The organism is Engelhardtia mirabilis (genome assembly GCF_007748095.1).
In the GTDB taxonomy this organism is placed as follows: Bacteria; Planctomycetota; UBA1135; order UBA1135.
In genome coordinates, this window is sequence record NZ_CP036287.1 from 5,558,948 (window position 1) to 5,571,436 (window position 12,489).

Sequence of the window (12,489 nt, forward strand, 5' to 3'; positions counted from 1 at the left end):
GCTACTCGATGAACGAGAACTCCTTGGACTGCAAGAGCACGTGGGCCAGGTCGGCCAAGGCCAGGTCGACGGCCGCGAAGTCGGCGGCCTCGGTGGGCGAGGGCGCGCGCTGGAGCGCGAGCTCGAACAGGGCGACGATTCGCGCCCCGGGCGCGCTGGTCTCGCCCCCCGCGCGCTCCAGGGCGCGCGCCGCGAGCCGCTCGGCCTGGTCGTGCACGAAGGGGTCGTTCATCAGGGCCAGGGACTGGGCCGGCACATTCGAGCGGGCGCGCAGGCCCCGCGTCGAGTGCGGGTCCGGGCAGTCGAAGATGCGCAGCAAGGGCGTCGGAAAGTTGCGCCGCACCTCGAGGTAGATGCTGCGGCGCCCGTCGCCGTCGCGCGGTCCGCTGTGGCCCGGCCGGCCGCGCCCCTGCTGGAATTCGGTCAGGTGCACCGCGACGCTGCGTCCGAAGCGGGCCGGATCCAGGCGACCGGAGACCGCCAGCAGGGCGTCGCGCAGGGACTCCGCGTCCAGGCGCCGGGGCCTGCGGATCGAGAGCAGCGTGTTGGACGGATCGACGGCGAGCAGCTCGGCACTCGGCTCCACGCAGGCCGTGCGGTAGGCGCGACTGAGCACGAGTTCGCGCACCAGCGCCTTGGTCGACCAGTCGAGCTCGCCGCGAAAGCGCAGCGACAGGTGGTCGAGCAGCTCGGGGTGGCTCGGCGGCTCGCCGAGCAGGCCGAAGTCGTCGGGCGTGGGCACCAGGCCGCGCCCGAAGAGCTGCTGCCAGATGCGGTTCACGGGAACACGCGCCGCGACGGGGTTCGACTCCGACAGCAGCGCCTCGGCCAGGGCCAGGCGTCCGCTGCCGGCGGCGTCGCCGAGGGGCTCGCCGCCCCCGAACAGGCCCGGGAAGCGCCGCGGCGCCGGCTCCATCGGCTGGGCCGAGTCGCCGCGGTGGAAGACGAACTCGTCCTCGCCGTCGCCGTCGGCCATGGCCAGGGCGCGCAGCGGCCGCGGCAGCTCGGCCTCGCGCCCGGCGAAGGCCGCCGGGAGCTCGTGGGGCAGCTCGACCAGGCCCTCGGCCAGGGCCCAGGCCACCAGAGCCGCCCCCTGCCCGTCGGCCTCGCCGCCGAGGAAGCGCGCCACCGCCCGGCCCGCCGCCCGCGCGTCGGCTCCGAGCACTTCGCCGGCAGCGGGGGCAGGCGCCGCCACGTCGCTCCAGCGGGGTCGTCCGACGCGGATGGAGCCGTCCGTGCGGTCGTCGTGGATCTCGTAGTGGGCGCGGTGGCCGATCCACTTCGACAGGTCGTGGCTGAGCACGATCCAACCGGGTGCGTCGACCACGTGCCGCGCGCTCTCGAACAAGAGCGCGTTGAACTCGTCCAGGGTGTAGCCGTCGACGATCACCCGCAGGGTGCCCCGCCCGCGCGCCGGCACGAGCAGGAAGGGTGCGGTGATCTCGAAGGTGGGCGAGCGCAGCACGCCCAGCAGGGCGTCGGAGACCAGCCCCGAGTCGAACTCCGCGTCCCCGGCGGGCTCCAGCCGCGCGGCCGGCGAGCGCCACAGGACCGGCTCGCCCTCGGGGCGCTCGAAGGCCCAGCCCGTGGGCGTCCAGTCGCCCCGCCGGCCCCACGGCGCGGCGCGACCGGGCGCCAGGGGTCCCGCCTCGCGCGGCAGCCGCGCCGCGCTCGCCACCCAACGCTCCACGGTCGAGAGCTCCAGATCGAACTGAGACGCCACGACCTCCATCGAGCGGCGCAATGGCTGCTCGAGATCGGGCGCGTCGCTGAGCACGAAGTGGTCGGCGCGAATGTTGCCCCAGCCCCCCTCGACCTGGTCGAAGACTTCGATGCGCCCGCGCTCACCGCGCAGCTCGTCGAGGTCGAAGCTGTGCGGGATCAGCTCCAGGGAGTTGTGACCCGTGGCTTCGCGGGCGACTTGCCCGTCGACCAGCAGCCGCACGCCGGTCCCGCTGGGGTGGTTGCCGCCGCCGATCAGGAAGTGCAGCCGGCGGCGATCGAGCAGGAACTCGTCCGAGCGCAGCACCCCCCGGCGCAGGTCGGTCTGCACCGAGCTCTCGTTCGGACCCCGCGCGTGGCTGTTGGCGAAGCCAGCGCCCCGCGCCGTCCCGCTGGCGCGGAGGGGATCGGTGCCGGCCAACCACGGCGCCGGTCCGAAGGCATCGCCCTCGACCTCGAAGCCCGACCAGTCACCGCCGTCGAAGTCGAACAGCATGCGGTCGGGCGCGGGGCCGCGCTCGCCGGGCCGGCGCGAGCCACCGACCACCTCCTGCGCCGCCCGCAAGCCGCGCCGCACCCGTTCGCCGAGCTCGTCGGCGCGCTGCGCCGCCAGCGCGTGGAGCTGCTCCCGCGCGTTCGCGTCCAGGTCCCGCAGGCCGGCCGCACCCTGGCCGACCGCGCCCCGAGGATCGAGGAAGGCCAACTGCCGCCGCGAGCTCTGCACGAAGCCCGCCAGGCCGTAGTACTCCGACTGCAGGATCGGATCGAACTTGTGGTCGTGGCAGCGGGCGCAGCTGATCGTCGTCGCCAGGAAGGATTTGCTCAGCACGTCGATCTGGTTGTCGATGCGCTGGGCCTCGTCGGCGCGCACGTCCACCGGAGCGTGGGTGCCCTGGGACAGCCACCACCAGCCGGTGCCGCGGATCGACGCGTTGGCCCCGTCCACGGGGTCCACGCGCGGCTCGGCGAGCAGGTCGCCGGCCAGGTGCTCGCGGACCAGGTCGTCGTAGGGAACGTCGTCCTCGAACGCACGGATGACGTAGTCGCGGTAGCGCCAGGCCTCGGGGATCGGGTAGTCGAACTCGTGGGCGTAGGTCTCCGCGAAGCGCATCAGGTCCAGCCAGTGGCGGGCCTGGCGCTCGGCGTAGTGGGGCGAGGCAAGCAGGCGATCGACCTGGCGCTCCCAGGCCCCGGGCGCGTTGTCGGACTCGAAGGCGGCGACTTCTTTCGGCGTCGGCGGCAGGCCGACGAGGTCGAAGGACGCGCGGCGCAGGAGCGCGCGCCGATCGGCCTCCGGCGCCGGCGCGAGCCCGGCGGCGTCGATCGCGGCGAAGACGAAGCGATCCACCGGGTTCGTGTCCCAGGCCGGGTCGCTGGCGCGCGGCGGCGCGACGGCTCGCGGGGCCTGGAGGGACCAGTGGCGCTCGTAGTGCGCGCCCTCTTCGATCCAGCGCTCGAGCAACTCGATCTCCCCCTCGGTCAGCGGCTCGCCCTCCGGGGGCATGCGGTCGCGCGGATCGAGCTCGCGGACCTTCTCGACCAGCACGCTGAAGTCCGGATCCCCAGGCACGATCGCCGCGCCCAGGCCGTGGGGCCGCTCGAAGGTCGCCCCGTCGAAGGTGTCCAGGCGCACGCCCGCCTCGCGCGTGCTCGGGTCGAAGCCGTGGCAGGGCAGGCACGAGCGGGCCAGGATCGGCCGCACCTGATCGCCGAAGTCGACCGGCAGCTCCTGCGCCGGAGCGGGGAGGGGCAGCAGTGCGAGGCAGAGGATCGAGAGGGCGAATCTCACGCCGCCGAGGATAGTGGCGTGGGACGTACGGTGGCGTGGGGCGTACGGTGGCGGGACCCTTTGTCCCAGCGGGGCGCAGAATTGCCGGCAACGCCGGCAGTTCTGCGCCCCGCTGGGACAAAGGGTCCCGCCACCGTACGCCCCACGCCACCGTACGTCCCACGCCGGACGCTAGTCTCCCCGCCATGGACATCCAGGCCCAGGTCACGCGGGAGATCGAGGAGATCCACGTCGCCTTCACCGAGTGGTTCAGCGCCCGAACTCCCGCCGACGACGCGACCTTCGAGCGCCTGGTCGCGAGCCGCTTCGAACCCGGATTCACGATCGTCCCGCCCGACGGCCGCGCCGTGGCCGAGGAAGAGCTGCTCGACGGGCTGCGCGGTGCCCACGGCGCGGACGCGGGGCTCTCGATCCAGATCCGCGAGGTTCGCGTGCGACACGACCTCGGCGACCTCGTGATCGCCACCTACGAGGAGTGGCAGAGCTCCGACCGACCGGGGCGCCCGCCCCTCACCGGGCGCACATCCACCGCCGTCCTGCGCCGGCGCGTGGAGGGGTGGGGCTGGGTCCACGTGCACGAAACCTGGTTGCCGACCACCGAGCTGAGCGGGCGACCCTTCGAGCAGGGCAGCGTCGGGTAGGCGTTCCTACGGTGCCCGGGCGTGCGAGCCTCAGTCGACGAACAGCTCCACGTTCAGACCGAACGTCAACCACCAGGACACGACGCCACTGAGCATGGCGACACCACCGATCCGCAGCAGCGCGAGTTCGCTCGTCAACCCAGCGAGGGGAAGGAGCAAGAAGCCCCCGACCACGAGCGCCATCTGAACGATCACCGACCAGAACAGCGCAGGGAAGGCCCATCCGACGTCCCGATCGAGGAGTACCGAGGTGTTGAGCCAGACCACGAACAGGAGTTCCACCGCGATCGTGATCCACACGGCCCGTCCGATCCACCCGGGCCAGCGAGCCGGCGGACGGCGGACCGGGCGGCGGGTAGGGCCCTCGTCCATGGGGGCGACCCTATCGATTCGAGTTCGATCGGTGGCGGGCGATCACGCCAGGAACGGCGCCGCCACGACGACGCCCGGAACGAACAAGAGCAGGCCGGCGGCCAACGCGACGAAGCCGGTCCGCAGAAGCCTCAGCTCATCGGTCAACGCCGCTGCGAGCCAAAGCGCGAGCCAAGTGCCGACGAGGGCGGGGGGCAAGAACACGGCGATCATGGTCGACGGTCCATACGAGGGCTTCGACGAGTCGAAACCGAGAACGGCGATGCACCAAACGAGTGCGAGGAGATCGAGGCCGATCAGGAGCCACAGCCCGCGCACGATCTGAACGGGCCAACGCGCAGGAGGGCGGCGAAGAGCGCGGTTCGACGTGCGTTCGTTCACGAGACTGACCCTAGCGGCCGGGCAGTCGTTCGTACGGTGCCAGGCATAAATCGGACCTACTGCCCATTTCGGACCTACTGCCCATTTCGGACCTACTGCCCATTTCGGACCTACTGATAGTCGTAGGCGGGCGCGAAGGTCTTCGCGCCGAGCAAGCACACGCCGAGCACGTTGCCGCCCGCGCTCTCGAGCTGCGAGACGACCTCTTCGACCAGGTGCTTGGGCGTCGCCGTCAGCTTGACCACCAGCAGGATCCCGTCCGACACCGACCCCACCACGCTCGCGTCCGTGAAGGCGTGCGCCGGCGCCGAGTCGATGATCACGTAGTCGTAGCGCTGCTTGAGCGCGTGCAGGATCGTCTTCAGACGATCGATCCGCAGCACCTTCGACGGGTTCGCGGGCGGCGTGCCGGCGCCCATCACGTCGAGGCCCTCCTCGGAGGTCTTGCGGATCGCGCGCTCCAGGCCGAGTTTGCCCTGCAGGACCTCCGCCAGGCCCTGGGCCCGCGGAAGCTCGAGGTACTCCTCGATCGACGGGCGGCGCAGGTCGGCCTCGATCACGATCACCCGCGCGCGGGGCCGCTCGCAGATGGCCAGGGCCAGGTTGAGCGAGGCCACCGACTTGCCCTCGTTGGGCAGGGGGCTCGTCACCATCACCGTGCGCGGCGCCCCGTCGGGGTTGAGGGCCTCCACCGACGAGCGCAGCCGGCGGTAGTGCTCGGCCAGGTCCGAACGGGGCTCGCGGATGACCACGAGCTCCTCGCGGTCGATCGGGATCTCACGTCCCGCCTCGGGATCGGGCGGAAGGAGTTCGGGCTTGTTTCGCTTGCGGGCCATGGCGCGTTGGAGCTGCAACCGTCATCGGCGGTCGCGCAGGGCAGAGCATAGGGAATCAACCGCCCGCGGCATCCATCGAGGACCGGCCGAGACACACCGGTGACGGGCGCGAGTCAGCCGCCGGGAGGCAAACGGTCGATCGGCACGGCCGTGGGCGGCTCCAAGTGCAGGGGCGGCGGACCGGGAATCCCGGGCCAGTCGCCGCCCAGGACCGCCTGGGCCGCGGGGGTGCGCGAGTCCTCCCGCGCCGCGCGCCGGGCGCGGGAGCGCAGGGCCAGGGCCTCCACGTCGCGCTCGCCGGCCAGGAGTGCCAGCACCACCTGCCCGAGGGCCTCGACCACCGTGGGGTCGTGGAGCGCGGGGTCGGTCACGCCCAGCTCCAGCCGGGCCAGCAACAGGTCCTGGGCCCGCAGGCCCACCGGCCCGGTGCCCAGGTCGGCGAGCAGGCGCGGGTCGACCTGGTCCTTGCCCAGGGCGGCGATGGCGTCGGTCAGCACCCCGCCGTGGGCCACGGCTTCGAGGCGTCCGCAGCGCGCCGCGAGCTCGGCCCCCGACCGCTCGAGGTCGGGGCGCGAGCGCACGAGCTCGAGCGCCCCGTCCACGGCCGGCCCCCGATCCAGGGCCACGTCCCCGAGCAGGGTCCCCATGTCGTCGAGCAGCCGCTGTCGCCTCGCGGGCGACAGGATCGCGGCGTCATCGAGCTCGGTCGCGAGGGCCTGGGGCCCGAGGTCCATGCGGCCGTCAGCCACCAGCCAAGCGGCGCGCACCGCCCGGGCCAGGTCCGACGCCCCCGGCGGAAGAGGCTCGAGCCCGAGGTCCGCGCCACTTCGCAGGAGCGCTCGCAGCAGCTCCCGCGCCTCGCCCAATCCGCGGCAGCTTCCGAGCAGGCCCGGGGTCCGGCTCGGGGACGGCGCCGAGGGCTCGGAGCCCACCGCCGCCGCCCAGGCCGCGAGGGCCCGGCGCTGCAGCTCGCCCGCCGCTGGATCGTCCAGGCCCCGCAAGTCGTCGGTGAGCAGCGCACCTGCGACCGCCCGCAAACGCGGGTGGGGCACGCCCAGCTCCCCCGCCACGCCCAGGGCCAGCCAGGTCCAACGCGGACGGCGCGGCCCGCAGTCCGCCAGCAGCACCTCTATCGCCGAGCTCCCGTCGGCCAGGCGCGCGCCGGCCTGGCCCAGCGCCGCCCCCACCTCCTCGGGGGTCACGTGGGCCAGGGGGTCCTCTTCGACGCGCGGCGCTTCGAGCTCGGCCTGGGTCGGCGCGACGCCGGCCCGCTCGACCCGCAGGCGCAGGGCCGCGCACAACTCGCGGTAGCGCACCGGGTCCAAGAGCGCCGGCGACAGGCTCCCGCGCCGCGCCGCCACCACCAGCCCGGCCAGGGCCGCCGGGTCGGCGCTCGCCACCCAGCGCCGCCCGAGCCAATCCAGGGCCGCGGGCCAACCGCACTCGCCCAGGGCCCGCGCTCCGCGCGCCGCCACCGGACCCACCCGGGACTGGGCGTCGCGCATCCAGCGCGCGATCTGGGCATCGGGCGGATCGATCCCGACCAGCTCCGGCCGGGTCAGCCGCACGAAGACCACCTGGGCCAGCTCCGACTGGTCCTCGTCGATCACGAAGGCTGCGTCCATCCCGATCGCGCGGGTCGCGACGAGCCCGTCCAGCAGCTCGGTCCAAGTGCCCTCCAGGGACTCCCAGGCGCCGGGCGCGGCGATCGGCGTCGAGCGCAGGGCGGGGTCGATCACGATCGCGACCGGCGGCTGGGCGTGCTCGAACAGGGCGTCGAGGGCCTGGGCCAGGCTGATCCCACCCTCCAGGCGGAAGCGCGCGGTGCGCTGGCGCCCCGCCTGGCGCGCGAGGGCCCCGGCCAGGGGTTCGGCCCGCAGGGGCTGGGCCTGCAGACCCTCGCGCCAGCGTCCCAGGGCAGCCAGGATCGCCCATTCGCCCACCTCGCGCAGGCGCACGCGCAGGTCGGCGGCCAGGGCGGCGGCCAGGCCCATGTGCTCATCCCGCGAGCCCAGGGCTGCGGCAATCCGCAGGCGCTGTTCCGCGCCGGCGACCTCGAGGATCGCCCCCAGGTCACCCAGGTCCTCGGGGCGAAGCTGCGCCGCCAACTCGCGCTCGGCGCGCCAACGCTCCGCCGCCTGGGGCGCGGTCAGGCGCTCCACGAGTCGGTCCAGGCCGTCGTCGGGCCGCGAGAGGGGCCCGGCGGTCGCGAGGACCAGAAGAAACGCGCCCGCCCACATGCCCGCAGGGTAACCGCGGGCCGGGCCGGTTGGACCGAGCGCCGTTCCGGTGCCGAGCACGATCCGGGTAGTCTCTTCGGCCCCCACCGCGCCGCGCCCGCCGCGCGCGAGCCCCCGCCACCTCCCCCCACGATCCCCGCCGCCTTGTTCCACCGCCTCCTGATCGCGAACCGCGGCGAGGTCGCCGTCCGCATCGCGCGCGCCGCCCGCCAGCTGGGCATCTCGCCCATCGGCGTGACCTCGACCGCCGATCGCGACGGCTCGTGGACCGAGTACATGGACGAGGTCGTGTGCCTGGGCCCCGCCGCGGCGCGCGAGAGCTACCTGTCGCGCGAGCGCATCCTGCAAGCCGCGCTGCAGACCCACTCCACCGCCTTGCACCCGGGCTGGGGCTTCCTGGCCGAGGACGCGCGCTTCGCGGCCCTGTGCCGCCAGCACGGCATCGCCTTCGTCGGGCCCTCGGCCGCGTTGATCGCTCGCATGGGCGCCAAGTCCCCCGCCAAGCGCGCCATGCGCGAGGCCGGGCTCGAGGTGATCCCCGGCTCCGACGGTCCTGTCGACGACCTCGAGACGGCCGTCGCCGTCGCCGAGGAGGCCGGCTACCCGGTGATCCTCAAGGCCGACCTGGGCGGCGGCGGGCGCGGCATGCGCCGCTGCGACTCGAAGGCCGATCTGCAGGCCGCCTTCAACGCCGCCCGCGCCGAGGCCGAGGCCTCCTTCGGGTCCGCGTCGGTCTACCTCGAGAAGTTCCTGACCGGCGGCCGCCACATCGAGGTGCAGATCCTGGCCGACGCCCACGGCAACGCGATCCACCTGGGTGAGCGCGACTGCTCGGTGCAGAGAAAGCACCAGAAGCTGATCGAGGAGTCGCCGTCGCCGGCCCTGTCGGACGCCGAGCGCCTCGAGCTGGGCGCGCGCGCCGCCGCCGCCGCCCGCGCGGTCGGCTACCAGAACGCCGGCACGATCGAGTTCCTGCGCGCCGCCGACGGGCCGATCTACTTCATGGAGATGAACACGCGGCTGCAGGTGGAGCACCCGGTGACCGAGATGGTCACCGGCGTCGACCTGGCCGTGGCCCAGCTCGAGATCGCCGCCAACCGGCCGCTGACCCTGCGCCAGGGGGACGTGCGCTTCGATGGCCACGCGATCGAGTGCCGCATCAACGCCGAGGACCCGAGCTGCGACTTCCGGCCCTCGCCGGGCAAGCTCGAGCGCTTCGAGATCCCCACCGACCGCGGCCCCGGCCGCGTGCGCGTCGAGACCCACCTGCGCGCGGGCGACACGGTCTCGCCCCACTACGACTCCTTGATCGCCAAGATCATCGCCCACGGTTCAGATCGCAGTGAAGCGATCGCGACCATGCTGGCCGCCCTCGAGGGCGCCGAGATCACGGGCGTCGAGACCACCGTCCCGCTGCACCGCGCCGTGCTCTCCAGCGACGCGTTCGCGAGCGGCGACTACGACACGACCACCCTGCCCGGCTGGTAGGCCCGCCCCATGGCAAGAGTTCCCCTCTCCCCGATCGGCCGGGCGCGCGAGCAGGTGCTCGACGCCGCCAGCTACACCAAGAACCGCGCCGACGCGGCCACGCGCAACGGCGTCTTGGCCGAGCGTCGCGCCGCCGTGGCCGCCGGCTGGGGCGAGAAGTACGCCGAGCGCGTGCACGCCAAGGGCAAGCTCACGGCGCGCGAGCGCATCGAGGCCCTGATCGACGCCGGCAGCCAGACCTTCGAGGTCGGCACCTTCGTCAACTTCGGGCGCAAGTTCGGCAAGCTCGAGAGCCCCGGCGCCGGGGTCGTGACCGTCTTCGCGCGCATCGCCGAGCGCTGGACGATCGTGATCGCCAACGACAACACGGTGGCCTCGGGCTCCTGGTGGCCGCTCAGCTCGGAGAAGATCCAACGCGCCCAGGAGATGGCCCTGCGCCTGCGGCTGCCGGTGGTCTACCTGGTGGACTGCTCCGGCCTGTTCCTGCCCGAACAGTCGCGCTCCTTCCCCGGCCGCACCGGCGCCGGGCACATCTTCAAGAAGAACGCCGAGCTGTCGGCGGCCGGGGTGCCGCAGATCGCGGGCGTCTTCGGCGACTGCATCGCGGGTGGCGGCTACATGCCGATCATCTCCGACCGCGTCTACATGACCGAGCAGGCCTACATGGTCATCGCCGGCGCGGCGCTGATCAAAGGCGCCAAGAGCCTCAAGCTCTCGAGCCTCGACATCGGCGGCCCCGAGGTCCACGTGCACCAGTCCGGCTGCGCCGACGTGCGCGTGCCCGACGACGGCACGGCCCTGGCGATGATCCGCGCGGAGGTCGGGCGCACGCCCAGCTCCGGCGCGCCCTTCCACTGCCACGGCGAGGACCCGGCCGACCCGGCCTTCTCGCCCACCGAACTGAGCGGCCTGGTCCCCGGCGATCACCGCATGGGCTTCGCCGCCGAGGAGGTCCTGGCGCGGCTGGTGGACCACAGCCTGTTCTGGGAGATCTGGCCCGAGCGCGGCACCGAGATGATCGTCGGCGTGGGCCGTGTGGGCGGGCTCTACATGGGCTTCGTGATCAACCGCCAGGGCCTGATCGACGACCCCGAGCACCACGGCGCAAAGAAGCCCGCGGCGATCCTCTACAAGGAGGGCATCGCCAAAGTCGCCGCCTTCAGTCGCGCCTGCAACGACGACGGCATCCCGCTGGTCTGGCTGCAGGACATCTCGGGCTTCGACATCGGCGTCGAGGCCGAGCGCCTGGGCCTCTTGGGCTACGGCTCGTCGCTGATCTACTCCAACAGCACCAACACGGTGCCGATGTTCACGGTCCTGCTGCGCAAGGCCTCCGGCGCCGGTTACTACGCCATGGCGGGGCATCCCTACGAGCCGGTGGTCCAGCTCTCGACCACCCTGACGCGCCAGTCCGTGATGGAGGGCCGCACCCTGGCCATCGCGACCTACAACACCAAGCTCGACGACGACTTCGAGATCGAGGTCGAGGACGCCCAGGAGCGCGCCGAGATCGAAGCCGGCATGCGCGCGGTGGAGCAGCGCATCGAGGGCGACATGGACCCCTACAAGTCGGCGGCGCAGATGGACACCGACGAGATCGTGCGCTTCGACGAGCTGCGCTCCTGGATGGAGCTCTTCGCCCAGGCCTCGTACCAGGCCTCGGGCTACCGGCGCGTGAAGAACCCGCGCATCTGGTCCCTGCACGACCTGGACGCCCTCTCGATCCCGCGCGGCTGAACCATGAAGCTCACCGTCGAAATGCTCGCCCGCCAGGTCGAGGGTCGCGTGCAACTGCTCGCGCCCGGCGTCGGCCTGTTCTCCGACGCGGCCCGCCCCGGTCGGATCCTGGTGCCCGGCGACGAGGCCGGGGTGCTGAACACCCTCGACGTCCCCGCGCACCTGGTCGTGCCCGCGGGGGTCGCCGGCCGCGTGATCACCGAGCTGCCCGAGCGGGTCCATTCCCCCGTGGACTACGAGGCCGTGCTCTACGAGCTCGAGCTGGTCGGCGAGCAGCTCGTACCCGAGGCCCACGCCGACGCGGCCGCCCTGGACGCGGACGGCATGGTCGTGCGCGCCCACCACGCCGGCCGCTTCTGGCGCCGCCCGTCGCCGGACATGCCCTTCTTCGCCGAGGTCGACACGGTCCTGACCGAGGGCGACGCAGTGGGCCTGTTGGAGGTCATGAAGACCTTCAACCACGTGCTGTACCGCGCCACAGGCGGCCTGCCGCCCCGGGCCCGGGTGACGCGCGTGCTGGTCGAGGACGGCGGCGAGGTCGAGGACGGCCAGGCGCTCTTGGTGGTCGAGCCGGCCTGAGCCACGCGCCCGCCGAAGCGATGCAACTTCAGCCACTGCGCACGCGCGTCAAGATCTGCTGCATCGCCTCGATCGACGAGGCGCGCACGGCCATCGCAGCCGGGGCCGATGCCCTGGGGCTGGTGGCAGCCATGCCCTCGGGGCCGGGGGTGATCGACGAGGACACCATCCGCGCCATCGCGCGCGCGGTGCCGCCGCCGGTCGCGACCTTCCTGCTCACCGCGCGCACGGAGGCCGCGGACATCGCCGAGCACGCCCGCGAGGCCGGCACCAGTTGCGTGCAGGTGGTGAACCACGTGGACCCGGACGAGTGCGCGCGTCTGCGCGAGCTGCTAGCGCCCGCGGTGCGGCTGGTGCAGGTGATCCACGTGACCGGCGAGGACGCACTGGCCCTGGCGCGCGACTACGCGCCGCACGCCGACGCGCTGCTCTTGGACTCGGGGCGACCGGACCTACCGACGCCGGAACTGGGCGGCACGGGCCGCGCCCACGACTGGTCGATCAGCGCGCGCCTGGTGGCCGAGGTGGAGTGCCCCGTGTTCCTGGCCGGGGGCCTGCACCCGGGCAACGTCGCGCGGGCGATCGATGCGGTCCGCCCCCACGGGCTCGATCTGTGCTCGGGAGTTCGCAGCGCAGGGGCTCTGGACTCCGATCTGCTGGCCCGCTTCATGGGCGCAGTGGCCGGCGCGGGCCGTTGAGGCCGC

At 73.2% G+C, this 12,489-nt stretch carries 10 protein-coding genes; 5 read left to right on the top strand and 5 right to left on the bottom strand.

The window, feature by feature from the left end; genetic code table 11:
• Position 1 precedes the first annotated feature (1 nt).
• Complete coding sequence (locus Pla133_RS20480) at positions 2 to 3,511, bottom strand: PSD1 and planctomycete cytochrome C domain-containing protein (protein ID WP_145068717.1); 3,510 nt, start codon at positions 3,509 to 3,511, stop codon at positions 2 to 4.
• Between the two features lie 185 nt (positions 3,512 to 3,696).
• On the opposite strand from Pla133_RS20480, the gene Pla133_RS20485 reads away from it, so the two are divergent.
• Positions 3,697 to 4,152: a nuclear transport factor 2 family protein gene (locus Pla133_RS20485; protein ID WP_145068719.1), complete on the top strand. Its 456-nt coding sequence runs from the start codon at positions 3,697 to 3,699 to the stop codon at positions 4,150 to 4,152.
• A gap of 30 nt (positions 4,153 to 4,182) precedes the next feature.
• Here Pla133_RS20485 and Pla133_RS20490 read toward each other — a convergent pair whose 3' ends face one another.
• The 4 genes from Pla133_RS20490 to Pla133_RS20505 all read right to left on the bottom strand — a co-directional run bounded on the left by Pla133_RS20490 (position 4,183) and on the right by Pla133_RS20505 (position 7,981).
• The gene (locus Pla133_RS20490; RefSeq protein ID WP_145068721.1) at positions 4,183 to 4,452 is read right to left on the bottom strand and encodes a DUF4175 domain-containing protein; all 270 of its coding nucleotides are present in this window, start codon (positions 4,450 to 4,452) and stop codon (positions 4,183 to 4,185) included.
• Positions 4,453 to 4,566: 114 nt separating this feature from the next.
• Complete coding sequence (locus Pla133_RS26610; protein ID WP_419191776.1) at positions 4,567 to 4,737, bottom strand: hypothetical protein; 171 nt, start codon at positions 4,735 to 4,737, stop codon at positions 4,567 to 4,569.
• A 278-nt stretch (positions 4,738 to 5,015) separates the two neighbouring features.
• Complete coding sequence (locus tag Pla133_RS20500; RefSeq protein WP_145068723.1) at positions 5,016 to 5,741, bottom strand: CpsD/CapB family tyrosine-protein kinase; 726 nt, start codon at positions 5,739 to 5,741, stop codon at positions 5,016 to 5,018.
• A 113-nt stretch (positions 5,742 to 5,854) separates the two neighbouring features.
• Complete coding sequence (locus Pla133_RS20505) at positions 5,855 to 7,981, bottom strand: hypothetical protein (protein WP_145068725.1); 2,127 nt, start codon at positions 7,979 to 7,981, stop codon at positions 5,855 to 5,857.
• A 144-nt stretch (positions 7,982 to 8,125) separates the two neighbouring features.
• On the opposite strand from Pla133_RS20505, the gene Pla133_RS20510 reads away from it, so the two are divergent.
• The 4 genes from Pla133_RS20510 to Pla133_RS20525 are packed head-to-tail and all read left to right on the top strand — an operon-like array spanning position 8,126 to position 12,483.
• On the top strand, positions 8,126 to 9,469 hold the full coding sequence (locus Pla133_RS20510) for an acetyl-CoA carboxylase biotin carboxylase subunit (protein WP_145068727.1): 1,344 nt from the start codon (positions 8,126 to 8,128) through the stop codon (positions 9,467 to 9,469).
• A gap of 9 nt (positions 9,470 to 9,478) precedes the next feature.
• Positions 9,479 to 11,206 carry an acyl-CoA carboxylase subunit beta gene (locus Pla133_RS20515; protein WP_145068729.1) on the top strand — a complete coding sequence of 576 codons (1,728 nt, stop codon included), beginning with the start codon at positions 9,479 to 9,481 and terminating at the stop codon, positions 11,204 to 11,206.
• A gap of 3 nt (positions 11,207 to 11,209) precedes the next feature.
• On the top strand, positions 11,210 to 11,785 hold the full coding sequence (locus Pla133_RS20520; protein ID WP_145068731.1) for a biotin/lipoyl attachment domain-containing protein: 576 nt from the start codon (positions 11,210 to 11,212) through the stop codon (positions 11,783 to 11,785).
• Positions 11,786 to 11,805: 20 nt separating this feature from the next.
• Positions 11,806 to 12,483, top strand: a complete 678-nt coding sequence (locus Pla133_RS20525) for a phosphoribosylanthranilate isomerase (RefSeq protein ID WP_145068733.1) — start codon at positions 11,806 to 11,808, stop codon at positions 12,481 to 12,483.
• Positions 12,484 to 12,489 lie beyond the last annotated feature (6 nt).

Bases quoted from the DNA above. Each gene is read 5' to 3' on its own strand.
- Pla133_RS20485 (WP_145068719.1), top strand. From the start codon at position 3,697: ATGGACATCCAGGCCCAGGTCACGCGGGAGATCGAGGAGATCCACGTC.
- Pla133_RS26610 (WP_419191776.1), bottom strand. From the start codon at position 4,737: ATGATCGCCGTGTTCTTGCCCCCCGCCCTCGTCGGCACTTGGCTCGCG.
- Pla133_RS20500 (WP_145068723.1), bottom strand. From the start codon at position 5,741: ATGGCCCGCAAGCGAAACAAGCCCGAACTCCTTCCGCCCGATCCCGAG.
- Pla133_RS20505 (WP_145068725.1), bottom strand. From the start codon at position 7,981: ATGTGGGCGGGCGCGTTTCTTCTGGTCCTCGCGACCGCCGGGCCCCTC.
- Pla133_RS20515 (WP_145068729.1), top strand. From the start codon at position 9,479: ATGGCAAGAGTTCCCCTCTCCCCGATCGGCCGGGCGCGCGAGCAGGTG.
- Pla133_RS20520 (WP_145068731.1), top strand. From the start codon at position 11,210: ATGAAGCTCACCGTCGAAATGCTCGCCCGCCAGGTCGAGGGTCGCGTG.
- Pla133_RS20525 (WP_145068733.1), top strand. From the start codon at position 11,806: ATGCAACTTCAGCCACTGCGCACGCGCGTCAAGATCTGCTGCATCGCC.